The 24,698-nt window shown below is 68.2% G+C and carries 13 protein-coding genes; 2 read left to right on the top strand and 11 right to left on the bottom strand.

Annotation, left to right across the window (positions count from 1 at the left end; genetic code table 11):
- The first annotated feature begins 22 nt into the window (after window positions 1–22).
- Together ACAG24_RS01945 and ACAG24_RS01940 are read left to right on the top strand one after the other, a co-directional pair.
- Window positions 23–3,274, top strand: coding sequence for an arabinosyltransferase domain-containing protein (locus ACAG24_RS01945; protein ID WP_370471016.1), 3,252 nt, complete (start codon window positions 23–25; stop codon window positions 3,272–3,274).
- Between the two features lie 101 nt (window positions 3,275–3,375).
- Window positions 3,376–6,504, top strand: coding sequence for an arabinosyltransferase domain-containing protein (locus tag ACAG24_RS01940; protein WP_370471751.1), 3,129 nt, complete (start codon window positions 3,376–3,378; stop codon window positions 6,502–6,504).
- A gap of 1 nt (window position 6,505) precedes the next feature.
- Here the strand turns inward: ACAG24_RS01940 and ACAG24_RS01935 are convergent, their stop codons facing one another.
- The 11 genes from ACAG24_RS01935 to ACAG24_RS01885 all read right to left on the bottom strand — a co-directional run bounded on the left by ACAG24_RS01935 (window position 6,506) and on the right by ACAG24_RS01885 (window position 24,662).
- Window positions 6,506–7,909 carry a serine/threonine-protein kinase gene (locus ACAG24_RS01935; RefSeq protein WP_370471015.1) on the bottom strand — a complete coding sequence of 468 codons (1,404 nt, stop codon included), beginning with the start codon at window positions 7,907–7,909 and terminating at the stop codon, window positions 6,506–6,508.
- A 1-nt stretch (window position 7,910) separates the two neighbouring features.
- Window positions 7,911–8,813, bottom strand: a complete 903-nt coding sequence (locus ACAG24_RS01930; RefSeq protein WP_370471014.1) for a DUF4331 family protein — start codon at window positions 8,811–8,813, stop codon at window positions 7,911–7,913.
- Window positions 8,814–8,856: 43 nt separating this feature from the next.
- A complete protein-coding gene (locus tag ACAG24_RS01925; RefSeq protein WP_370471013.1) occupies window positions 8,857–10,407 on the bottom strand; it encodes an acyl-CoA carboxylase subunit beta in 1,551 nt (516 codons plus the stop codon).
- Window positions 10,404–15,809, bottom strand: coding sequence for a polyketide synthase Pks13 (pks13, locus tag ACAG24_RS01920; RefSeq protein ID WP_370471012.1), 5,406 nt, complete (start codon window positions 15,807–15,809; stop codon window positions 10,404–10,406). Before pks13 ends, ACAG24_RS01925 begins: the two co-directional genes overlap by 4 nt.
- Before the next feature lie 55 nt (window positions 15,810–15,864).
- A complete protein-coding gene (gene fadD32, locus ACAG24_RS01915) occupies window positions 15,865–17,754 on the bottom strand; it encodes a long-chain-fatty-acid--AMP ligase FadD32 (protein WP_370471011.1) in 1,890 nt (629 codons plus the stop codon).
- A gap of 137 nt (window positions 17,755–17,891) precedes the next feature.
- Complete coding sequence (culp6, locus tag ACAG24_RS01910; RefSeq protein WP_370471010.1) at window positions 17,892–18,902, bottom strand: carboxylesterase Culp6; 1,011 nt, start codon at window positions 18,900–18,902, stop codon at window positions 17,892–17,894.
- A gap of 18 nt (window positions 18,903–18,920) precedes the next feature.
- Complete coding sequence (locus ACAG24_RS01905) at window positions 18,921–19,376, bottom strand: DUF732 domain-containing protein (RefSeq protein WP_370471009.1); 456 nt, start codon at window positions 19,374–19,376, stop codon at window positions 18,921–18,923.
- A 68-nt stretch (window positions 19,377–19,444) separates the two neighbouring features.
- Window positions 19,445–20,326: an alpha/beta hydrolase-fold protein gene (locus tag ACAG24_RS01900; RefSeq protein WP_370471008.1), complete on the bottom strand. Its 882-nt coding sequence runs from the start codon at window positions 20,324–20,326 to the stop codon at window positions 19,445–19,447.
- Window positions 20,327–20,466: 140 nt separating this feature from the next.
- A complete protein-coding gene (locus ACAG24_RS01895) occupies window positions 20,467–21,516 on the bottom strand; it encodes an esterase family protein (RefSeq protein ID WP_370471007.1) in 1,050 nt (349 codons plus the stop codon).
- Window positions 21,517–21,775: 259 nt separating this feature from the next.
- Window positions 21,776–23,755: a terminal beta-(1->2)-arabinofuranosyltransferase gene (gene aftB, locus ACAG24_RS01890; RefSeq protein ID WP_370471006.1), complete on the bottom strand. Its 1,980-nt coding sequence runs from the start codon at window positions 23,753–23,755 to the stop codon at window positions 21,776–21,778.
- A complete protein-coding gene (locus ACAG24_RS01885; protein WP_370471005.1) occupies window positions 23,733–24,662 on the bottom strand; it encodes a decaprenyl-phosphate phosphoribosyltransferase in 930 nt (309 codons plus the stop codon). Before ACAG24_RS01885 ends, aftB begins: the two co-directional genes overlap by 23 nt.
- Window positions 24,663–24,698 lie beyond the last annotated feature (36 nt).

Raw genomic sequence — 24,698 nt, 5'->3', positions numbered from 1 at the left:
ACGTCGCCTACCATCGAGCCTCGTGCCTGCCCCGTCCGCCCGCCTCGTCGCCGTCATCGCGGGGCTCGCCGGGCTGGTGCTGTGCGGGCTCGCACCGCTGCTGCCGGTGAAGCAGTCCACCGCGGCGATCATGTGGCCACAATCGGCCGACGCCGACGGATTCGTCAGCGACATCACCGCCCCTCTGGTCTCGGGCGCACCGCGTTCCCTCGACGTCACGATCCCGTGCTCGGCCATCGCGACGCTGCCTGAGGACGGCGGCCTGGTGTTCTCCACCAACCCGCCCGGCGGCATCGACGTCGGACGCAACGGGCTCTTCGTGCGTGCCAACGCCGACGTCGTCTACGTCGCGTTCCGCGACACCGTCGCCGCGGTCGCACCTCGCGAGGCGGTGGCCTCCGGCGCCTGCTCCGAACTGCGGGTCTGGGCCAACGTCGGCGCGGTCGGTGCCGACTTCGTCGGCATCCCCGGCGCCACCGGCACCCTCCCGCCCGACAAACGCCCTCAGGTGTCCGGCGTGTTCACCGAGCTCGAGGTCCCACCAGGCGCCGGGCTGAACGCCCGCATCGACATCGACACCCGGTTCATCACGACGCCGACCCTGCTGAAGACGGCGGTGATGGTGCTCGGCGTGCTCTGCGTCGTCGCGTCCCTCGTCGCGCTCGCGATGCTCGACCGCGTCTCCGGACGGCGCGTCCCGCGCGAACGTCGGGGCCGCCGCCGGGTCGGACTGTGGACCTGGCTCACCGACGCCGCCGTGGTCGGCAGCCTGCTCGTCTGGCACATCGTCGGCGCGCAGTCGTCCGACGACGGCTACAACACCACGATCGCCCGCGTCTCCGGCGAGGCGGGCTACATCACCAACTACTACCGGTATTTCGGGGCCTCCGAGGCGCCGTTCGACTGGTACCAGAGCGTGCTCGCGCACCTGGCGTCGATCAGCACCGCGAGCGCGTGGTTGCGGCTGCCTGCCACGGCCGCCGCGATCGCGACCTGGCTGATTTTGTCCCGCTGCATGCTGCCCCGGCTCGGCAGGCGGCTGTCGGTCAACCGTGTCACCGTGCTGACCGCGGGCGCGGTGTTCCTCGCCGCGTGGCTGCCGTTCAACAACGGGCTGCGGCCCGAGCCGTTGATCGCGTTCGGCGTGGTCGCGGTGTGGATGCTCACCGAACGGACGCTGGCGACGCGCCGGTTGTGGCCGTACGCGGTGGCGATCGTCGTCGCCGTCTTCTCCGTGACGCTGGCCCCGCAGGGACTGGTCGCCGTGGCACCGCTGCTCGTCGGGGCGCGCGGGGTCACCCACATCGTCTCCGTCCGGCGTGCCGCCGACGGACTGCTGTCGGCGCTCGCACCGTTCGCGGCAGCCGCGTCGCTGATCTTCGTCGTCGTGTTCCGCGACCAGACCCTGGCCACCGTCGCCGAGTCGGTCCGCATCAAGTACGTCGTCGGCCCGACCGTGCCCTGGTATCAGGAGTTCCTGAGGTACTACTACCTCACCGTCGAAGACAGCGTCGACGGCTCCCTCACCCGGCGCTTCTCCGTCCTGATCCTGATGCTCTGCCTGTTCGGCGTGATCGCGGTGCTGCTGCGCCGCGGCAGTGTTCCGGGTGCCGTCAACGGGCCGGTGTGGCGTCTCGTCGGCGCCACCGCGATCGGCCTGCTGCTGCTGACGCTCACCCCGACCAAATGGGCGGTGCAATTCGGCGCGTTCGCGGGCCTGGCCGGAGCGCTCGGCGCGGTCACCGCGTTCGCGTTCGCGCGCGTCGGCCTGCACAGCAGGCGCAACCTCGCCCTGTACGTGACGGCGCTGCTGTTCGTGCTGGCATGGGCGACCTCGGGGATCAACGGCTGGTTCTACACCGGCAACTACGGCGTGCCCTGGTTCGACAAGCAGCCCGTGCTCGTCGGCTATCCCGTCACGACGATCTTCCTGGTGCTGGCCATCGCGTGCGGCCTGCTGGCCGGCTGGCTGCACTTCCGCATGGACTACGCCGGACACACGCAGGTCGCCGACACCGGCCGCCACCGGGCACTGGCGTCCACCCCGCTGCTCGTCGTCGCGGTCATCATGGTCGTGCTCGAGCTGGGGTCGATGCTCAAGGCCACCGCCGGGCGCTATCCCGTCTACACCACCGGCTCCGGCAACATCGCCGCGCTGCGCTCCGGTTTTTCGGGTGACAGTTGCGCCATGGCCGACGACGTGCTGGTCGAGGCCGACACCAACGCCGGCATGCTGCAACCCGTCCCGGGGCAGCGGTTCGGCGAGTACGGACCGCTCGGCGGTGAGGACCCCGTCGGCTTCACCCCCAACGGCGTCAGCGACACCCTCGAGCCCGCCGAACCGGTCGCCGCCAATCCGGGCACCGTGAACTCCGACGGTCCGGTCGACAAACCGAACATCGGCGTCGGCTACGCGGCGGGCACCGGCGGCGGCTACGGACCCGAAGGGGTCAACGGGTCACGGGTGTTCCTGCCCTTCGGCCTCGACCCGAAGACCACCCCCGTGATGGGCAGCTGGGACGAGAACACCATCGCCGCGAAGGCGACGTCGGCCTGGTACCAACTGCCGCCCCGGACCCCCGACCGCCCGCTCGTCAGCGTCGCCGCGGCAGGCGCGATCTGGTGGTACAACGAGGACGGCTCGTTCAACTACGGCCAGTCGCTGAAACTGCAGTGGGGCGTGCACCGACCCGACGGGTCGTATCAGGAGCTCAACGAGGTCGACCCGATCGACATCTTCAACCAGAAAGCCTGGCGCAATCTGCGCTTCCCGCTGTCCACCGCGCCGCCGGAGGCCAACGTGGCCCGCATCGTCGCCGACGACCCCAATTTGTCCGAGGACCAGTGGTTCGGGTTCACCCCGCCGCGGGTCCCCGTGCTGCAGACAGCCAGCGAGTACCTCGGCCGTGAGACCCCGGTGCTGATGGACATCGCGACCGCTGCGAACTTCCCGTGCCAGCGCCCCTTCCGCGAACACCTCGGGGTGGCCGAACTTCCGCGCTACCGGATCATGCCGAACTTCAAGCAGATCGTCGTGTCGTCGAACCAGTGGCAGGCCGCCGAGGACGGCGGGCCGTTCCTGTTCATCCAGTCGCTGCTGCGCACCGAGTCCATCCCCACCTACCTGGACGGCGACTGGTACCGGGACTGGGGATCTCTGGAGCGCTATCTGCGCGTCGTGCCCGCTGACGAGGCACCCGACGCGGTGATCGAGGAAGGGTCGACACGAGTGTTCGGCTGGAGTCGCGGCGGACCGATCAGGGCGCTGCCGTGAACGGCAAGACGGCCGGAGCCGTGAACGGCAAGACGGCCGGAGCCGTGAACGGCAAGACGGCCGGAGCCGTGAACGACGTGAAGGTTGCGCGTCTGGTCGCCATGATCGCGGGCCTGCTCGGCTTCGTGGCCGCGGTCGCCGTCCCGCTGCTGCCGGTCACCCAGACCACCGCGACACTCAACTGGCCGCAGAACGGGCAGTTCGCGAATGTCACCGCGCCGCTGATCTCGCAGGCCCCGGTCAGCCTCGAGGCATCGATCCCGTGCAGCGTGGTCCGCGACATGCCCGCAGACGGCGGACTGATCCTGGGGACCGCCCCCGAGCAGGGCCGCGATGCCGCGCTCAACGCGATGCTGGTGACCGTCTCGGACGAGCGGGTCGACGTCATCGTGCGCAATGTCGTGGTCGCCAGCGTCGAGCGCGACCGGGCCGCCGGTTGCGAACGGATCGACATCACGTCGAACCACGACGGCACGTACGCCGAGTTCGTCGGGCTGACCCAGGACGACGGGTCACCGCAGCGCACCGGCTATGCCGACCCGAACCTGCGGCCCGCGATCGTCGGCGTCTTCACCGACCTCACCGGCCCCGCCCCGCCGGGCCTGACGTTCTCCGCCGACATCGACACCCGCTTCACCACGCATCCGACGCCGCTCAAGCTCGCCGCGATCCTGCTCTCGATCGTGTGCACCGTCATCGCGCTGCTCGCGCTGTGGCGCCTCGACCGGCTCGACGGCAGACGGATGCACCGGCTGATCCCGACCCGCTGGCGCACCCTCACCGCTGTCGACGTGACGGTGCTCGGCGGGTTCGCGATCTGGTACGTGATCGGCGCCAACTCCTCCGACGACGGCTACATCCTGCAGATGGCGCGGGTCGCCGACCATGCGGGCTACATGTCGAACTACTTCCGCTGGTTCGGCAGCCCGGAGGACCCGTTCGGCTGGTACTACAACCTGCTGGCGCTGATGAGCCAGGTGAGCACCGCCAGCATCTGGATTCGGCTGCCCGACCTGATCTGCGCCGCGGTCTGCTGGCTGCTGCTCTCCCGCGAGGTGCTGCCCCGGCTCGGGCCCGCCGTCATCGCCAGCCGCCCCGCTCTGTGGGCGGCCGGCCTGGTGCTGCTGGGCGCCTGGATGCCGTTCAACAACGGGCTGCGACCCGAAGGCCAGATCGCCACCGGCGCGCTCGTCACCTACGTGCTGATCGAGCGGGCGGTGACCTCGGGCCGGCTCACGCCCGCCGCGCTCGCCATCACCACCGCGGCCTTCACCCTCGGCATCCAGCCGACCGGACTGATCGCCGTGGCCGCGCTGCTGGCCGGCGGCCGCCCGATCCTGCGGATCGTGATGCGCCGCCGCCAGGTCGTCGGGTTGTGGCCGCTGCTGGCCCCGCTGCTGGCCGCGGGCACCGTGGTGCTGGCCGTGGTGCTGGCCGACCAGACCCTGGCAACCGTGTTGGAAGCGACCAAGATCCGCACCGCGATCGGGCCCAGCCAGGAGTGGTGGACGGAGAACCTGCGCTACTACTACCTCATCCTGCCGACCACCGACGGCGCGATCGCGCGCCGGGTCGCATTCATGTTCACCGCGCTGTGCCTGTTCTCGTCGCTGTTCATCATGTTGCGGCGCAAGCGCGTTCCCGGCGTGGCCCGCGGGCCCGCGTGGCGGCTGATGGGCGTCATCTTCGCCACGATCTTCTTCCTGATGTTCACGCCCACCAAGTGGATCCACCACTTCGGCCTCTTCGCGGCGGTTGGTGGCGCGATGGCGGCGCTGGCCACCGTCCTGGTGTCTCCGCTCGTACTGCGGTCGGCACGCAACCGCATGGCGTTCCTGTCCGGGGTGATGTTCATCCTGGCGATGTGCTTCGCCTCCACCAACGGCTGGTGGTATGTCTCGAACTTCGGTGCGCCGTACAACAACTCGGTGCCGCAGCTGGGTGGGGTCACCCTCAGCGCGGTGTTCTTCGTGTTGTGCGGGATCACTGCGCTGTGGGCGTTCTGGCTGCACCTGCGCAACAAGGCGCAGTCCCGCGTCGTCGACGTGCTCACCGCGGCCCCTATTCCCGTCGCCGCCGGACTCATGGTGCTGTTCATGATCGCGTCCATGGCCATCGGCGTGGTGCGCCAGTACCCCACCTACTCCAACGGCTGGGCCAACATCCGCGCTTTCGCGGGCGGGTGCGGCCTCGCCGACGACGTCCTCGTCGAACCCGACTCCAACGACGGGTTCCTCACGCCCGCGCCCGGACGGTATGGCCCGCTCGGACCTCTGGGCGGCACCGATCCGACGGGCTTCTCCCCCAACGGGGTTCCCGACCGGATCATCGCCGAGGCGATCCGGCTGAACAACCCGCAGCCGGGCACCGACTACGACTGGAACCGGCCGATCAAGCTCCCGCGGCCCGGTATCAACGGCTCGACGGTGCCGCTGCCCTACGGTCTCGATCCCGCCCGCGTTCCGGTGGCCGGCACGTATTCCACCGAGGCGCAACAGGAGAGCCGGCTGGCGTCGGCCTGGTACGAGCTGCCGCCCGCCGACGACGCACACCCACTCGTCACGATCACCGCGGCAGGCACGATCACCGGCACCAGCGTCGCGAACAATGTCACGACCGGGCAGACCGTCGAGCTCGAATACGCCACCCGCGGCGCCGACGGGACTCCCGTGCCTGCGGGCCGCGTCGCCCCGTTCGACATCGGCCCCACACCGTCGTGGCGCAACCTGCGGTATCCGCGCTCGCAGATCCCCACCGACGCCGTCGCGGTGCGGGTGATCGCCGAGGATCTCTCACTGGGGCAAGGGGATTGGGTTGCGGTGACACCTCCGCGGGTTCCGGAAGTGCGGTCTGTGCAGGAGTACGTCGGCTCGACCGAGCCCGTGCTGATGGACTGGGCGGTCGGGTTGGCTTTCCCGTGCCAGCAGCCGATGCTGCACGCCAACGGCGTCACCGAGATCCCGAAGTTCCGCATCTCCCCGGACTATTTCGCCAAACTCCAGAGCACCGACACCTGGCAGGACGGCCTCAACGGCGGCCTACTCGGGATCACCGACCTGTTGTTGCGCGCATCGGTCATGTCGACGTACCTGTCCAACGACTGGGGCCAGGACTGGGGTTCGCTGCGCCGCTTCGACACGATCGTCGATGCGCAGCCGGCGCGGATCGAACTCGGCGAGTCCACCCACTCCGGGCTCTACTCACCGGGCGAGATGCGTTTCCAGCCGTGAGCTAACCCGTCGGCTGCTGATCGTCGTTCGCGCCGGGATCGGCATTCTCCCGCAGGATGTCGTCGTGGCAGTCTGCCTGGTTCTGCCCCGTCTGTTCCATGCACACCAGCACCGGCGTGTCCGCGGGCGCAGAGCCTTCCGCCGGCGCCGGAGTGTTGCTCGGATGGGGGATCTCGCCCGGGTACAACGACCACAGCGGTTCCCCGGAGGACGTCAACCGGGCACAGTAAGCCGGTTCTCCGGTCTCGGTGACACCCGCCCCGCCGAGCGTCGCGCAGTCTGCCCCGACCACGACGACGGGCAGGGTGACGCCCCCCGACGGCGCCACACTGGACGCGGGTTGCCCTGCCTCCGAACGGATCTCGTCCTTCTCGAACACCGCGAGCAGAACGATGGCGACCACGGCCACCAGCGCCAGGACGAGCGCGGCGGCGACCAGAATCCGATTCCGCGTCCTGCCGTCAGCGGGTGCGGGCCCGGCCGAGGGTCTGGCGTGCCGCGGACCGGCCGAGGCACCTGCATGCCTCGTCGCATCCGGGTCGGTCAGCACACCAGGCTCGATCGCTGCACTGCGGTTGGACAGCGCGCGCGCGAAATCCACGCATCTGTCGAAGCGCTCAGCCGGCGACTTGGCCAGTGCCTTCTCGAAAGCCTCACCCAGACCGGACAATTCGGGCCGGTGCACCGCGATCGACGGCGGCTGCGCGGTGAGGTGCTGGCTGATGACGATCGCCGGATTGGAATGCTGGAACGGCGGGGTTCCGGTCAGGAGCTGAAACGCGGTGGCGGCCAACGCGTACTGGTCGGCGCGGCCGTCGATGGCCTCGTCGGCGGTCAGCTGCTCGGGGGCCGAGTACGCCACGGTGCCCACCGTCATGTTGGTGCCGGTGAGCGCGCTGACCTCGCCGACCCTGCGGGCAATCCCGAAGTCGGCCAACATGATCCGCTCGTTCTCCGTCTCCGGATCGGCGATCAGGATGTTCGCGGGCTTGACGTCGCGGTGCAGCAGGCCGCGCTGATGGGCGTAGTCCAGCGCCTCCCCGACTGCGGCGACCAGCCGGATGACCAGCGCCGGCGGCATGCCGTTCGGATACCTGTCGGCGAGCAGGCGCGCCGCGTCGGTGCCCTCGACATGATCCATCGAGATCCACAGCCGGCCTTCGAATTCGCCGCGGTCGTGCACCTGGACGATGTGTGGGTGCCACAGCGTGGCCGCGATGTCGGCCTCCCGGTTGAACCTCTCGCGGTATTCGCTGTCCGTGGACACCGACGCCGACAGCACCTTCACAGCGTCGTAGCGTGGCAGTCTCGGGTGCTTGGCCAGATAGACCTCGCCCATACCGCCGGAGCCCAGCATCCGCGAGATCGTGTAGCCCGCGATCACCTCGCCCTCGCTCAGCGGCATGTCAACGCGGCGGAGCCAGGTAGGGGAACTCGGAGAGCAGACCGGTGGGGGTGTGCAGGCCGGGAAGCCCCTTCTTCCCGTTGGTCAGGAACTTCGACCGGAAGTCGGCGACGTCGTCGGTCAGCGCGCGTCCGTTGGGGTATCGCGCGGGCTTGGACGGGTTGTAGGTCAACACGTCGGGCAGCGTGCCCTCGGACTCGATCGCGTCGATGGCCTCGTTCCTGGTGTAGCCGCCCGTCTCGGCCATCAGGTCGATGAGGTGGCCGATCCAGTGGGCCTGGTCGCGGTTCGGCTCACCGGAGCTGAACTCGGCCAATTCGTCGTCGGTGCTGAAGAACCCGCTGATCCACGGGTGGGCGACGCGGTCGGCGTGCACCCACTTGCCGTCGTCGACCAGACTGCAGCGAGCCCAGATCCGGACGTCGGGTTCGGCGCCGAGGTAGGTAGTGGGCAACTCCACAGCCATTGCGATGACATTCGAATCCGAGAACGACGGATCGCTGCGCGCGCCGGCGAAGAACACGAACGCGCCGCCACGGGAACGCCAGACGTGTGGTTCGTCGTCGAACGACACCTCGACGCCGCCGAAGATCTCCGACCCCGACGCGGAGTCGACCCGCGCCTCGGCCTGCAGACCCAACCGCACGTCGACCCGCTGCTTGCCGTCCACCACCTCGGAGAACACGAAGTTAAAGGTGATGTCGTTGCGCAGATCGCCGTCGTTGTCGATGCCGATGCGGTAGACCGCACCGGGATACAACGCGTCGGCCTTCGGATTCGCCGTCAGGATCAATGCGGTCCGCGCGGGATCGTTCGGCGACTCGAAGACGAAGAGATCGCACAGATCCAGACGCGAATCGCCGAGCGGGGCATCCCGCCTCAGCCCCGTGAAGTCAGTCGACACAGCTGTATTCAATCCTAAAGACGGCTTCTGGGTGCACTGCGCTCTAGATGGGAGTCAGGCCGTGCTTGCGCTGCACGCGGTTGATCTGCTTGTCACGCAACAGCCTCATGCAGTTGCGCAGCAGCAACCGGGTTTGGTGCGGCTCGATCACACCGTCGATGAAACCGCGCTCGGCGGCGATCCACGGTGTGGCCAGGGTCGTGTTGTAGCCCTCGATGAAGTCCGCGCGGATCTTCTGCACCTCCGGCGCAGTGGGATCAGGGAACCGCTTGACCAGCAGCTGGGCCGCACCTTCGGCGCCGATCACCGCGATGCGGGCCGTCGGCCACGCGAAGTTGAAGTCCGACGTCAGCTGCTTGGAACCCATCACGGCGTACGCGCCGCCGTAGGACTTGCGGATCGTGATCGTCACCTTGGGGATGTCGGCCTCGACGACGGCGTTGAGGAACCGGCCGCCGCGCTTGATGATGCCGCCCTTCTCCTGCTCCACACCGGGCATGAAGCCGGGTGTGTCGACGACGAACACCAGCGGGGTGTTGAACGAGTCGCAGAAGCGGACGAAGCGGGCCGCCTTGTCGGAGGCCTCGTTGTCGATCGCGCCCGACATGTACATCGGCTGGTTGGCGATGATGCCGACCGGGCGGCCGTCCACGCGGGCGAACGCGGTGATGATCGCCGGGCCGGACTGCTCGCCGACCTGGAAGACGTCGCCGTCGTCGAAGATCCGCAGCAGGATCTCCATCATGTCGTAGGCCTGGTTGTCGGCATCCGGCACGATCGCGTCGAGCTCGAGGTCGTGCGGGGTCACCTCAGGCTCCAGGCCCGGGTTGACGATCGGCGGGTCGTCGAACGTATTGCCCGGAAGGAAACTCAGATAGTCGCGCACGTACTGGAACGCCGCGGCCTCGGACTCGACGACCTGATGGATGTTGCCGTAGCGGGCTTGGGCGTCCGCGCCGCCGAGCTCGTCGAGCGTGACGTCCTCACCGGTGACGTCCTTGATGACGTCGGGGCCAGTGACGAACATGTAGCCCTGATCGCGCACCGCGATGACGAGGTCGGTCTGGATCGGCGAATAGACGGCACCGCCTGCGCACTTGCCGAAGATCAGCGAGATCTCGGGCACCAGGCCGCGCAGCAGCTCGTGGCGGCGGCCGAGTTCGGCGTACCAGGCCAGCGACGTCGCGGTGTCCTGGATACGGGCGCCCGCGGAGTCGTTGATGCCGATGATCGGGCAGCCGACCATGGCCACCCACTCCATCAGACGGGCGACCTTGCGGCCGAACATCTCGCCGACCGAGCCCTGGAACACCGTCTGGTCGTGGCTGAACACGCCCACCGGACGGCCGTTGATGCTGCCGTGACCGGTCACCACCCCATCGCCGTAGAGCGCCTCCGGATCGCCCGGGGTCTTGGCGAGCGCACCGATCTCCAGGAAGCTGCCCGGGTCGAGTAGGGCGTAGATGCGCTCGCGCGCGCTCGGGATCCCCTTCTTCGCGCGTTTCGCGACTGCCTTCTCGCCGCCGGGTTCCTTGGCCAGCTCCAGCTTCTCGCGGAGTTCTGCCAGGAGTTCAGCGGTGGTGCGTTCAGTCACTTGCTCTCACTCTCCACGGCATTGATGGCCTCGCTCAGGTGGGCGCCGACCTTCGCAATGTACGGCTCGTCGATGGCCTGAATGTGCTCGCCCCCGATCGGCACGACCTCCAGATCCTCGACGAACTCGCCCCAGCCGCCGTCGGGCTGACGGATGGCGTAGCGCGGCTCGAAGAAGATCGCGTCGTCGTGATAGCGATCGGCCATGTACAGGGTGACGTGACCGTCGTAGGGCTGGATCTCGGCGGTCTCGAGCAGGCGATTGTCCAGGTAGGACGTGCGCTGGTGCTCGATGATGCCGCCGGGGATGTCGACCCCGCTCTCCTTGACCGCGTCGAGGATGAACTGCACCTGGCCGCCGTCGTCGAGAGCTTCGAGCTCCTCGTAGGGGATCGGCGGCACCTCGACGTTGAAGGTGCGCTGGGCGAACAGCGCGTAGCGATCCCAGCGGGCCCGCGTCTCCTCCTGGGTCTGCGGGATCTCCTCGCCGGGGCGCACCATGTCGATCAACCCGACGAATCGGACGTCGGCGCCTTCGCGCTTGAGACCGATCGCGCAGGCGTAGGCGAGCGCGCCACCCAGCGACCATCCGACCAGGATGTAGGGGCCATCGCCCTGGATCTCCCGCAGCTTGGGCAGGTACTCGGCGGCGCGTTCCTCGACCGAGCCCTCGACCCGCTCGAAGCCGTACATCGGGGTGTCCGGCGGCAACCGCTTCAGCAGGGGCTCGTAGACGACGGTCGACCCACCCGCGGGATGGAACACGAACACCGGGACGCGGTTCGACCCCTCGGGCCTGGCCCGGATGGTGCGGACGAACCCGTCGAGCTCACCGGCGTCCATCTCGTCACGCACGGCGACCGACAGGTCCTGGATCGTGCGGGCCGCCTTCACCTGGTCGGCGGTGATCGTGCCGTCGGCGCGCTCGGACAGGCGCTGCGCCATCTTCTCGGCGACGTCGTCGGCGATCGACGGCAGCTCGTTGAAGATGCCGCCCGGCGACTTACCGGTCACGATCGCCCACGTGGCGAAGGTGACACGCTCGGCCGCATCGCGCGGCGGCACGTCGGCGCCGAGCGCCTCGGTGACCGCCTCCTGGGTGAGGACCTGGGCCGCGAGGCCGGCTGCGCTGGGCTTCGGGCCCGAGGGACCGGACGGGTCCGTCGGGGGCGGCGGAACGCTCCCCGGCTCGGCGACCGCGGGGGCCTCGGATCCGGCGGCGACTGCGGTCTCGTCGGTCTCCTCAGGCGCCCCGGTCTCCCCGTCCGACGGCTGCGACGCGATCGGATGGCCGGCTTCGGCGAGCTTGGCTTCGAGCTCGGCGACCGTGCTGGCACCGCCCATCAGCTCGGCCTGAGCGGCCGCGATCTCCTCGGCCGTCTTGCCCTTCTGCGCTTCGGCCAGTTCGCCGACCTGGTCGCGGTTCTCGACCGCATACGCGATCAGCTTCTCGACGGCGTAGAGGTTGGCGTCGCGCACGGCGGTCAGCTGGATCGGGGGCAGGTCGAAGTCGTACTCGACGCGGTTCTTGATCCGCACCGCCATTAGCGAATCCAGACCGAGTTCGATCAGCGGCACCTCCCACGGCAGATCCTCGGGCTCGTAGCCCATGGCCGCGCCGACGATCGTGCCCAGCCGCTCGCCGATGGTCTCACCGGATTCGGGCGACCACTTGGCGAAGTTCGCACCGAGATTGGCACCTGCGGTCAGGTTGTCCGCTTCGAACGCCGGCGTTTCCACCGCCTCGTCTTCCGCGGGCGCACTGGCGATCTCGGCGACCGTGCCCGCACCGACGGCCGCGGGCAGTGCGGCCTGCTGGCCCGCGCGGGTCACGATGGCGTCGTAGACGAGCGTGAACGACTCGTCGATGCGCGCATGCACCTGCACGCTGGCGCCGCCGGGGTGACGGGTCAGCGTGGTCACCAGCTTGGAGCCCTCGGCGGGGACCGCACGCTGCTCGGAGGCCGTCAGCTTGGCATCCGGAAGCACTTCCGCCGCAGCCGCTTTCACGAGCGCCGCCAGATCCACGGCGCCGCGGGCGCCGTACTCCCACACATGCCTGCCGTCGGGCGTCGCGACGTGGCTGCCCGGCATCACCGTCGAATTGCCACCGCCGAAGTTGACGTCCAGCCAGTGCGGCTTGCGCCTGAAGCGGGTCGGCGGGATGTCGGCGAAGTCCAGCGCGCCGGCCAGCCCCTGCGAGCGCCGGGGGAACAGCGTCCGGAAATCGAGATCGTGGCCGTGCACGAACAGGTGCGCCATGGCCGTGGTCATCGAGTCGACCTCGTCCTGCTTGCGCGCCAGCGTCGGGATCAGCTGTGCGTCGTGGAGACCCGCATCGGCCGTCGTGAGCCCAACCTGCATGAGCGCCACCGGGTTCGGCGCCAGCTCGAGGAATGTCGTGTGTCCGTTGTCGACGGCGTTGCGGATGCCGTGCGTGAAGTACACGCTGTGACGCAGACCCTTTTTCCAGTAGTCCACGTCGTGGATGGAGTCGGAGCCGGCCCGGATCAGGCTGCCCTCGTGCACGGTCGAGTAGTAGGGCACCTGCAGCGGAAGCGCTTCGATGCCTTGCAGTTCCGCGGCGAGCTCACCGAGCAGCGGATCCATCTGCGAGGTATGGCTGGCACCCTTGGTCTGGAACTTGCGGGCGAACTTGCCCTCCGATTCCGCGCGAGCGATGATCGCGTCCACCTCATCCGGCGGGCCGCCGATGACGGTCTGCGTCGGTGCGGCGTACACGCACACCTCGAGGTTCTTGAAATCCGAGAACACGGTCTCGATCTCGTCGGCCGAGTACTCGACGAGCGCCATCAGGCGGATGTACTCGCCGAACAGCATCGCCTCCCCCTCGCCCATCAGATGGGCGCGCGAGCAGATGGTGCGGGTCGCGTCCTCCAGCGACAGGCCGCCGGCGAAGTATGCCGCGGCCGCCTCGCCGAGCGACTGCCCGACCAGCGCACCGGGTTTCGCACCGTGCGCCTTCAGCAGCTCACCGAGCGCGATCTGGATCGCGAAGATGACCAGCTGCACCTTCTCTATCGGGAGCTCGGTGGTCTCGTCGGAGTAGTCGATCGCGTCGTCGAGGATCAGCTCGAGGATCGAATGCCCGCGCTCGTCCTGGATCAGGCTGTCGACCTTGTTGATCCACTCGGCGAAGATCTCGTCGCGCAGGTACAGGCTCTTGGCCATCTTGCGGTGCTGCGCACCGAATCCTGCGAGGACCCACACCGGTCCGTTGGTGACGGGCCCGTCGGAGCTGATGACGATCGGGTTCGGTTTGCCGTCGGCGATCGCGCGCAGTCCCTTGACCGCCTCGTCGTGATCGTGGGCGAGCACCACGGCACGGGAGCGCCCGTGGTTGCGCCGCGACAGCGAGCGTCCGATCGACTCCAGGGACGACGCCCTGCCCTCGGGGCTGTCGACCCAGTCGGCCAGTTCGGCGGCAGTCGCCTTCTTCCTCGAGGTCAGGAAACCCGAGACCGCAAGCGGGACAAGCTTTGCCGTCGGATTGGCGGCCTCCTCGGCCGCCAGCTTCTCGCGCGCAGCCTCCAACAGGCGCAACGCCTCGTCGGTCAGGCCGGGCAGCTCCGGCTCACCTTCGGCGATGACCCCGTAGAACTCCGGGTCGCGCTCCTGGTCGCCCAGCTCGTCCTCGTCGTCGTCCTCGACGAGCATGCCCCCGACGTAGACGGCGGGCTTGGCCTCACCGGCCGGAGTCACCACCGCCACATCCGGTTCCGGTGCGGGTTCGACGAGATCGGTGGGCAAGAGCTCACGCACCACGAGATGGGCGTTTGCGCCGCCGAAGCCGAAGCCGGACACACCGGCGATGGCGTGGCCGCTGTAGCGGGGCCAGTCGGTGGCGGTGTCGGCGACCCTGAGGTGCTCCCTGTCGAAATCGATGTAGGGATTGGGCCCCGTGTAGTTGATCGACGGTGGGATCTTGTTGTGGTGCAGTGACAGCGCGACCTTCGCGAGGCTCGCGACGCCGGCCGCCGACTCCAGGTGTCCCACATTGGATTTCACCGCACCCAGCAGCGCGGGCCTGTCGTCCGCGCGACCGCGTCCGATCACCCGGCCGAGCGCGTCGGCCTCGATCGGATCGCCGAGGATGGTGCCGGTTCCGTGCGCCTCGACGTAGTCGACGGTGCGGGGGTCGATGCCTGCGTCCTTGTACGCCTTGCGCAACACAGCTTCCTGCGCGTCGGGGTTCGGCGCCAGCATGCCGTTGGACCTGCCGTCATGATTGACCGCGCCGCCCGCGATGACGGCGAGGATCTGGTCGCCGTCGCGGCGGGCGTCGGCGAGGCGCTTGAGCACCAGCATGCCGCCGCCCTCCGAACGCGCGTAACCGTCGGCGTCCTTCGAGAAGGACTTGATCCGGCCGTCGGGGGCCAGCACGCCACCGACCTCGTCGAAACCGACTGTGACCAAAGGGGTCACGAGCGCGTTCACACCACCGGCGAGCACCACGTCGGCGTCACCGGCGCGTAGCGCCTTGACCCCTTCGTGGACCGCCACCAGTGCCGAGGAGCACGCGGTGTCGATGGCCATCGAGGGCCCGCGGAAGTCGTAGAAGTACGACACCCGGTTGGCGATGACGGCGCTCGAGTTACCGGTGATCGCATAGGGGTGCGCGACCGCGGGATCGGCGACCGACATGAACATGTAGTCGTTGACCGAGCTGCCGATGTACACGCCGACGCCCTCGCCGCGCAGACTGGAAGCGGGAATCCTGGCGTGCTCCAACGCTTCCCAGGTCAGCTCCAGCGCCATCCGCTGCTGGGGGTCGATGTTGTCGGCCTCCATCTTCGACAGCGCGAAGAACTCGGCGTCGAAGCCCTTGATGTCCTTCAGATAGCCACCGCGGGTGCGCGCCTTGGCCACCCGTTCGGCGACGCGCGGCTCGGACAGGAACTCTGCCCAGCGCCCCTCGGGGAGATCGGTGATCGCATCGCGCCCCTCGAGCAGCGCAGACCACATCTCGGCGGGGGTGTTGATGTCACCCGGAAAGCGGGTGCCCACACCGACGATCGCGATGTTGGCGACACCCTCGTCGACCTCTCGGGACCAGTCCTCGGCATCCAGTGCCGCAGTATCCTCCTCGGGTTCACCTTCGATGATGACGGTCGCCAGCGCCTCGATCGTGGGGTGACGGAACGCGACGGTCGCGGTCAGCGTCACACCGGTCAGGTCCTCGATGTCGCTGGCCATCGCGACCGCATCACGCGATGACAGACCCAGTTCGACCAGGGGCGCGGTCTCGTTGACCGAATCCGGCGACTGTCCCGTCGCGTTGCCGACCCAGTTGCGCAGCCATTCGCGCATTTCCTGGACGGTCATGTCCGGGCCGTTCTTGGGGGCCGCAGGGGACACCGAATCGTCTTGTGCTTCAGCCATGTTCACTCAACCTCACGATCGCGGAGCGACCGGCACGGCCGCCGAAATTTGAGCTTCAGTCCGTTTCATCAGGGAAGGCGTTGGCCACCTTGCCGCTGCGCAGGCTGCCGTCGAGGTACGCCGACCGGCAGGCGCGGCGGCCGATCTTGCCGCTGGACGTACGGGGGATCGCGCCGGCGGCCGTCAGAAGCACGTCGCGCACCGTCACCCCGTGCCGCACGGCGATCGCCGCGCGGATGTCGTCGACGATCGGACCCATCTCGAGTTTGTGCGCACCGGGCGCGCGCTCACCGACGATGACCAACTGCTCGGAGGTGTCGTCGGGGTCGCGCTTGAGCCCGGCGTGGGCGTTGTCGAACACCTCGTCGGGAAGCTGGTTGGCCGGCACCGAGAACGCCGCCACGAAACCGGTGCGCAGCGCCTTGCTGGCCTCCTGCGCGGAGTACTCCAAGTCCTGCGGGTAATGGTTGCGGCCATCGACGATCACCAGATCCTTGACGCGGCCGGTGATGTAGAGCTCCCCGTCGTGGTAAGCGCCCAGATCGCCGGTGCGCACCCACGTGGCGTCGTCCGCGGCACCTTCGGCATGCGAGGGGGTCGTGCGGGACTTGAGGATGTTCTGAAAGGTCTCGCGAGTGGCGTCCGGCTTACCCCAGTACCCGGTTCCCATGTTCTGACCGCTGATCCAGATCTCGCCGATCTGACCGTCGGGAAGTTCGGTGGCGGTCTCGTGGTCGACGATGACGGCCCACTCGGCCAGACCGATCTTGCCCGCGCCTGCCTGCGCGACAGCCTTGGGCGAGTCGTCGGGCACTTCGACGAACCGGTTGTTGTTCAGCTCGTCGCGATCCACCGCGATGATCCGGGGTGACTCGTGGATCGGCGTGGTCGACACGAACAGCGTCGCCTCGGCCAGGCCGTAGGACGGCTTGATCGCCTCCGGCTTGAAGCCGTACGGGCCGAAGGCCTCGTTGAAACGGCGCACCGTCGCCGCCGAGATCGGCTCGCTGCCGTTGAGAATGCACTTGATGTTGGACAGGTCCAGGGGCTCTTCGCCGTCCTTGGGCACACCGCGGGCCGCGGCGTGGTCGAAGGCGAAGTTCGGTGCCACCGAGATGGTGCCCCCGGTGTCGTCGGGTTTGCGCGCCATCTCACGGATCCAGCGGCCGGGGCGGCGGACGAATGCGGCGGGAGTCATGAAGGTGATGTAGTGCCCGAGCATCGGGGACAGCAGCACCGTGATCAGACCCATGTCGTGGAAGAACGGCAGCCACGAGACGCCCCGGTCGCCCTCCTGGCCGTCGAGCGCCTCGATGACCTGGACGACGTTGGTGGCGAGGTTCAGGTGGGTGATCTGGACGCCGGTCGGGATGCGGGTGGACCCGGACGTGTACTGCAAGTAGGCGATCGTGTCGTGCTGGACGTCGACGGGTTCCCAGGTGGTGCCCACCTCGTCGGGCACCGCATCCACGGCGATGACGCGCGGACGCTGGTTGGCCGGGCGGGTGCGGAAGAACTTGCGGACGCCTTCGGCGGCGGCCGTCGTCGTCAGGATCGCCGACGGCGTGCAGTCGTCGAGGACTGCGTGCAGTCGCCCGACGTGGCCCGGCTCGTTCGGATCGAAGAGCGGAACCGCGATGCGGCCGGAGTAGAGGGTGCCGAAGAATGCGACGAGGTACTCGAGGTTCTGGGGGCACAGGATGGCGACCCGGTCGCCGGGTTGGGTCACCTGCTGCAGGCGCGCGCCGACGGCCTTGTTGCGGGCGCCGAAGTCGGCCCAGTTCAGGTCGCGCTGCACGCCGTCGCGCTCGGTGGAGAAGTCGATGAACCGGTAAGCGACCTTGTCGCCACGCACCTTCGCCCATCGCTCGACGTGACGGACCAAGTTTCCGTTGTCAGGGAACTTGATCAATCCGTCCTTGATGAACGGGTTGTGGAAGGCCATCTCTCAACTCCAATACATCCCAAAGCCCGGAGGGTCCTACCGAGGAGCAGCCCCCCACCCATCTGCCGCCGGCGACCGCTCTTAAAATTTCCTTAAACTACCGCAATGCTAGGCGACCTGCGCGGTCGCGCCAAATCTCAACCGTGTTTCGGTTGCGGCGCGTTGCTCACCAAACCCTGCGCCCAGTTCAGTGTCCACCCTGTTGCTGGGAGACCATCGAGATTCCAGAAGTCGGGCGTGGCGTACATCGCATGAACGGGCTGGCCCGCACCGCCGGAGAGCACCTGCAGCGTCTGCGGCAACTGGGTGATGTTGAACGCCGACTCGGGGGCGGCGCAGATCAGATCGCCGCGGGCGCAGATCTCGTTGGTGCGGTCGTTGAGCAGTCCGAACCCGCCGGGACGCGGGCCCGTCATGCTCAGTCCCAGCGCCGACAGCGTCGGCACCTCGTGCAACGTGATCTCGGCGCCCTGGCCCGGTGGATTGGGGCCGACGTCCTGGCCGACGCCGTCCTGGCGGCGGCCGTCGGCGATGAGCGTCACGCCGAGCACGAGGTCCTGGTCCACGGGGCCGCGCCCGTTGCCGATGTCGGAGGCGATGTCACCGGCGATCACCGCGCCCTGCGAGAACCCGATCAGGACGTAGCTGGTGAGCGGGCACCGGTTGTTCATGTCGGTCATCGCCTTGACCGCGGCGCGGGTGCCCTCGGCGCGGCTGTCGTTGTAGGACATCTGCCGATCGGCCGAGAGCGGATTGTGGAACTGCGCGGTGTACGGGACGGTGAACACCTCGAGCCGCTCGTTGTCGAACTGGGCGCGGATCGGGTTGGTGACGTTGAGCAGCAGCGCCGCCGGGAACTGGACCGGGTTGAACGGGTCCATCTGCACCGAGGACTCCCAGGTGCCCGGGATCGAGATCAACTGGACGTCAGGGCAGCTGGCGTCCTGGAACTCCGGACGCGGCTTCGACGTGGGCGGAACACCCGCGGTCGGTGGGAGCGCCGAGGGCGGCACCGCGGTCGGTGGCGAGTCGGGCCTGCGTAGCACCACGACCACGATCGCCACGATCAGCACCACGACAAGGCCCACCGCCCCGGCCGCGAACAGCGCCAGGATGCGGTGGCGTTTCCGCCTGTTGGTCTTCGCCATCGGTGTGTAGAACTCCTGCTAACAAAGTCGTTCGGTTGCGATCCGAATGTAGTCGGCTGTCGCGGAGTGGACGTCGCCCGCCGACGGCGTCTGCGCGCGTGCACCATCGGTGTCGTCGGAATCCTCGACGTCGTTACGCACCAGCGGCGCGATGAAGTCCCACACCGCCTGGTCGGTCTGTTTGGCCGCGCGTGCCTGGCACACGTAGGAGCCGATGCTCAGCGCCGAGAGGTCGCTGGACGGCGCCACGCCCGCGGCGTGCAGCGCGTTGAGATAGGACTGCTGGTGCGGGGTGACGACGAGCGCGTTGGACTTGGAGTGGTGATCGTCGGGTCCGGGCAGCTGCGCGGTGGACATTCCGTGCGGGGGCGCCGTCTCGACCTCCGAGCCCATGCCCGCGATCATGTCGTCGCCCAGCGAACAGCCGGTGAGCCAGGTCGCGGGGATCGCGAGCAGCCCTGCCAGCCCTGCCATCCCAGCGATCGACGATCGTGAGCCGTTTTGCACGACTCCAAGGTACCGGTCCGGCGAACCGTGGCCCGTCAGCGAATCGTCGCGACGAGTTCGCCGGTCATCGCGGCCAGCTGCGCACTCCAGGAACCCCAGTCGTGATTGCCCGAGGTCGGGAAGTCGAAGTGGGCGTTGCCGCCGCCGAGCCCCCGGTAGTGCTGGTAGAACGCCCGGTTGCTGCCCTGCGCCTGGTCGCAGTAGCCGATCATGGCGGGCACGTCGGTGCAGGTGGTGGTCGCCGGGCTGTAGATCCACAGCCGTGTGTTGTTGTTCACGAGCAGTTGCGAGTGCACGTCGGGGTCGTGCCACTTCCAGCGGCCCAGCTGTGGCAATCCCCACATGTTGCGGATGTCGGCGCCTCCGAAGCGCGCCAGCCCGTCGGTGATCGCGCCGTTCATCGTCGTCGCCGACGGCGTCAGGAAACCCGACAGCGAGCCCGCGTACCGGTAGCGATCGGGGTGGAACGTCGCGAGGGTCAACGCGCCGGTGCCGCCCTGCGCGGCGCCGACGATGCCGTGCCCGCCGGGAGCCAGGCCCTTGTTGGCGGCCAACCAGTTGGGCAGCTCGTCGGCCAGGAAGGTCTCCCACTGCTTGCTGCCGTCGGCCTCCCAGTTGGTGTACATGCTCCAGGCGCCGCCTGCGGGCGCCGCCACCGAGATGCCGAGCCCGGACAGTGTGTTCATGGCGTTGCCCGCCGTCACCCAGTTGCTGACGTCAGGGGCGGCGTTGAACGCGTCGAGCAGGACGACCGCGTGCGGCCCGCCGCCCTGGAACGCGACGGGGATGGCACGACCCATCGCCGCCGACGGCACCATGAGCATCTCGACGCCCTGTGCCTGCGCGGGAACCGGCGCGACCGACAGCCCTGCTGCGACCAGTACCGCGGCTGCCACCGCTCGAATCAACCCGCGCATTCGCCACCCTCTTCTCGCCATCTGGTCCCCGAACCCAGCAGTAGTGAACCACATCACCGCGACGGGCCGGAGGCTAAAAACGATTGACGGCGGTGACCCCGATCGGGGATCACCGCCGTCAATTTCAGCTGCTGCGAGGCTTAGCCGCCCGCGACCGCAGCCGGCGCGTCGGCCGGAGCCGCCGGGGCCGACGGCTGCGGAACCGCGCCGAGCACACGCTGGATGTCAGGCTTCATCTGCTGAAGCTGCTGACCCCAGTAGGGCCAGTCGTGCGTGCCGTTGGACGGGAAGTTGAACACACCGTTCTTGCCGCCCGCGGCGATGTACTCGTCCTGGAACGTCCGGTTGGTGCGGATGGTCAGGCCCTCCAGGAACTTGGCGGGCAGGTTGTTGCCCGCGACGTTTCCGTTGACCTCGGCCGGCTTGCCGTCACCGCAGTAGACCCAGATGCGGGTGTTGTTGGCGACCAGCTTGCCGATGTTGACCATCGGGTCGTTGCGCTTCCAGGCGCTGTTCGGATCCTCGGTGCGGCCCCACATGTCGTTGGCGTCGTAGCCGCCTGCGTCACCCATCGAGATGTTGACCAGGGCCGGCCACCAACCCTCGGACAGGTTCAGGAAGCCCGACATCGAACCGGCGTACTGGAACTGCTGCGGGTAGTAGATCGCCAGCGTCAGCGCCGCGGAACCGGCCATCGACAGACCGACGGCGGCGTTGCGGTTGGGGTTCACACCCTTGTTCGCCGCGAGGTAGGCGGGCAGCTCCTGCGTCAGGAACGTCTCCCACTTGTAGGTGCTGCAGCCGGCCTTGCCGCACGCCGGGCTGTACCAGTCGCTGTAGAAGCTGGACTGTCCGCCGACCGGCATGATCACGGCGAGGCCGGAATCGAGGTACCACTCGAACGCCTGGGTGTTGATGTCCCAGCCGTTGAAGTCGTCCTGCGCCCGCAGACCGTCGAGCAGGTACACGCCCGGTGCGTTCGGGCCACCGCTCTGGAACTGGACCTTGATGTCGCGTCCCATCCCCGCGGACGGAACCATCAGATATTCGACCGGCAGACCCGGACGCGAGAACGCGCCCGCAGTCGCCGAACCTCCCACCGCGCTGACAAGGCCCGGCAGCACGACCGCCGCGAGCGCGACCACCGTGAGCCGGCGGGCCGCCACGCGCAGCTTCCCAACGAGCTTCATGCTTGAGTTCTTCCCATCTGTCGTCAAACGGCAGCAGGCCGTCGCTCCGTGTGTGGAGCAAGCTTCATCGGAAGCGATCCCCGAGTCCGGCCCAATTGCCCTGTAGTCAACCACATCGTTGTGGCGATCTCTCTTCTCCGTAACGCCGCTCAAGTGCTGCTCGCGTTCACCGTCACATGCCTTATCTGACCGACATGGCTGCAGCGTTACGAAAGCAGAAAACCCTTGCTGCCAGCAAATCGCCTAGTGTGCGGCCCGGTCAGGGACCTTGCGCGGGCATCCCGGCATAGGGCGGATTCACCGGTTCCGGCAGCGGCAGACCACACCGCGCGAGCTCGTAGAGCGGCACCCGGTCGATGCGGTAGCGGGTGTATTCGGCGGCGTGGATCAGGTTCGAGAGGAACCGTCTCGGGCTCATCGGGGCGCGGATCGCGTTGAGCACCGCCTCGGTGTCGGGGCATTTCAGCGCCGCCTCCGCCTGCCGGATCCAGTCCTCGTCCAGATAGTCCGGAATGTAGGGCTCCTCCTTGAAGAAAGGCCCTTCGGCGACCGCCCAGTCCGGGAAGAGGTTCTTGTCGTGGCCGATGCGGCCGTCCTCGATGCGGGCGGTGTGCGCCGCCAACGGGTTCGCCAGACCGATCTGGTCGATCACCCTCACGTCGAGGCCCACATTCATCCCGAGCATCCCCAGGTTGGTGAAGAAGACGGTGTGCGGGCCGATGTAGTCCCTCGGGGCGTCCGGCGGCGGCGGATACGCGGGCACCACGTCCCACAGGTCGTAATGGCCCGCCGGAAGCAGCAGCGCCCCGTCGGGGGTGTTCTCGATGGCCTCCACCACCGCACGCATCCGCGGATAGTCCAGGTAGTCCGCCGCGGTGAGCGGATGCGCGTGGCCGGTGGCCTGGGCGTAGAAGCGGCGCTCGTCGACGATGCCCGTGTAGGTGACGCGGGTGGCGTCGGACCCCATGCCGGGCGAGTTGGCCGCCCACAGTGCCCAGCCCGCGACCGCGAACCACAGCAGGGCCGTGGCGCCCGCATACAGATAGCTTGCTCCCCTGGCCATCCGGCGGCCGTCGGGCAGCATCAGCGGGATCACCGCGACCGGCGCGATGAGGCAGAACAGCGGTGTCAACAGCACGCGCCCGTGCATGAAGTCGCCGCCCTGACGGATCCAGTACACCGCCTGCAGGACGCCGCTGACGAGCATGAAAGCGACCACCGCAGAAGGGCTTTGGACCATTCGCGCGAGCCGGCCGGAATCGGCGGGCGCCTTGCGGTTCACCCACGCCGGCCGCCCGCACAACAGCATGACCATCAGCGCCAGGCCGACCAACAGCACTGCGGGAGCCCACAGCAGGTAGGGCTGATTGAAATTCGCGAGGTAGACGAACCCCTGTTCCCACTTGGCACCCGAGGCGTCCTTGGCCAGCGCCGTGCCGGGGAACAGCAGTCCGTAATAGCCCATCCGGAAGATCTGGTACGCCACCGGCAGCAGCCCGCCGGCGAGGACGATCACCGCGCGCCGACGCCAGCCCGTGGCGGCGACGAGCATCATCACCAGTGCCAGCCCGCCGATGAGTGCGAGCTCCGGCCGGACGAGCACGCTGAAGCCCGCGACGACGGCGAGGGTCAGATCGAAAGCGCCGGAGGTGCGTTCACCTCGCAGGGACTGCGACCAGACCACCATCATCCACCACAGCAGGCCGAGATAGGCCAGCACCAAACCGTTTTCGAGACCAGAGGTGGCGAAATCGCGGGCCGGCGGCAACGCGATGTAGACGAGCGCACCCGCGGGCAGCAGCAGCGCCTCACGACCCCGCAGAGTGGGCGCATACAGCCGGGCGGTGCCCAGCATGACGAGAACGACGCCTGCGACGCTGAGCAGCAGCGCGAAGGTCAGCGCCACATACTCCAGGCGCGCCGAGCCGGAGATCAACCCACCCAGATACATCAGGTAGGACCACGCCGTGGAGGTGTTCGCCTCGACCCGCTCCCCGGCGTTGAACACGGGGCCGTTGCCCGCCAACAGGTTCCGTGTCGTGCGCAGCACGATCAGGCCGTCGTCGGCGATCCAGCGGCGCTGCCAGGCACCCCAGCCGAACAGCACCGCCACCACGGTGACGCTCAGCCAGAGGCTGATGCGCACCCAGACGCCGTACGGGAAAACGGGCCCACGCGTGAGCCGGCTCCCTATTGCCGCCGCCGGAGAAAGGGTCTCAACCGAGGAAGACTGCTGCACCGATGGTCCCGATCCACGTCAGCAGCAGGAGTTGCAGGACACGGTCCTTCAGCGCGATCTCCTCGGGCTCACCGGCCAGTCCCCCGTCGACATCGACGGCGTAGCGCAGGATGGCGATGGTGATGGGAATGATGGTGACCGCATACCAGGACGCGTTGGCCCCGTCGCGTTCGAAGGCCCACAGGCTGTAGCAGACCACCATCGCCGTCGCGGCGACCGTCCATACGAACCGCAGATAGGACGCGGTGTAGCTCTCCAACGACTTGCGGATCTTGGCGCCCGTGCGTTCGGCAAGTTGCAGTTCGGCGTAACGCTTTCCGGCCACCATGAACAGGGAGCCGAACGTCATCACCAGCAGGAACCACTGCGAGAGCGGAATGCCCGCGGCCGCGCCGCCGGCGATCGCGCGGATCAGATAGGCCGACGAGACGATGCAGATGTCCAGGACCGCTTGATGTTTGAGGCCGAAGCAGTAGGCCAGCTGCATCGCGATGTAGACGGCGATGACGATCGTGAGGTTCACCGACGCCAGCAGCGAGACGCCGAGCGCACCCAGCCCGAGGACCACCGCCAGCGTGTAGGCCAGCCACTCGGGCACCACGCCCGCGGCGATCGGCCGGAACCGCTTGGTCGGGTGTGCGCGGTCTGCCTCGACGTCGCGCGAGTCGTTGACCAGGTAGATGCACGACGCGGCCAACGAGAACGAGACGAATGCGATCAGGATGTTGATCGCCATCTCGTCGTAGTCGTAGGGCACCTCGGCGCCCAGTGCCGCGATCGGCGCCGCGAGCACCAACAGGTTCTTGACCCACTGCTTGGGGCGGATCGCCTTGATGACCCCGGTGACGACGTTCTTCGGCGGGCCCGCTGCCGAATTGGTCTCGGATGCGACTTCAGAGGTGCTCATCGGGTCACTCCTCTGCTCTTCGCGCAAGCGCTCATC

Source organism: Mycobacterium bulgaricum (genome assembly GCF_041287165.2).
Taxonomy (GTDB): Bacteria; Actinomycetota; Actinomycetes; order Mycobacteriales; family Mycobacteriaceae; genus Mycobacterium; species Mycobacterium bulgaricum.
The sequence above is the reverse complement of the archived record's forward strand: the minus strand, read 5'-3'. Positions and strand labels throughout refer to the sequence as shown.

Excerpts from the sequence above, each read along its gene's own strand:
- ACAG24_RS01900 (WP_370471008.1), bottom strand. The coding sequence starts at position 20,326 with ATGCGCGGGTTGATTCGAGCGGTGGCAGCCGCGGTACTGGTCGCAGCA.
- ACAG24_RS01895 (WP_370471007.1), bottom strand. The coding sequence starts at position 21,516 with ATGAAGCTCGTTGGGAAGCTGCGCGTGGCGGCCCGCCGGCTCACGGTG.
- ACAG24_RS01940 (WP_370471751.1), top strand. The coding sequence starts at position 3,376 with ATGATCGCGGGCCTGCTCGGCTTCGTGGCCGCGGTCGCCGTCCCGCTG.
- culp6 (WP_370471010.1), bottom strand. The coding sequence starts at position 18,902 with ATGGCGAAGACCAACAGGCGGAAACGCCACCGCATCCTGGCGCTGTTC.
- pks13 (WP_370471012.1), bottom strand. The coding sequence starts at position 15,809 with ATGGCTGAAGCACAAGACGATTCGGTGTCCCCTGCGGCCCCCAAGAAC.
- ACAG24_RS01935 (WP_370471015.1), bottom strand. The coding sequence starts at position 7,909 with ATGCCGCTGAGCGAGGGCGAGGTGATCGCGGGCTACACGATCTCGCGG.
- ACAG24_RS01905 (WP_370471009.1), bottom strand. The coding sequence starts at position 19,376 with ATGGCAGGGCTGGCAGGGCTGCTCGCGATCCCCGCGACCTGGCTCACC.
- ACAG24_RS01885 (WP_370471005.1), bottom strand. The coding sequence starts at position 24,662 with ATGAGCACCTCTGAAGTCGCATCCGAGACCAATTCGGCAGCGGGCCCG.
- fadD32 (WP_370471011.1), bottom strand. The coding sequence starts at position 17,754 with ATGGCCTTCCACAACCCGTTCATCAAGGACGGATTGATCAAGTTCCCT.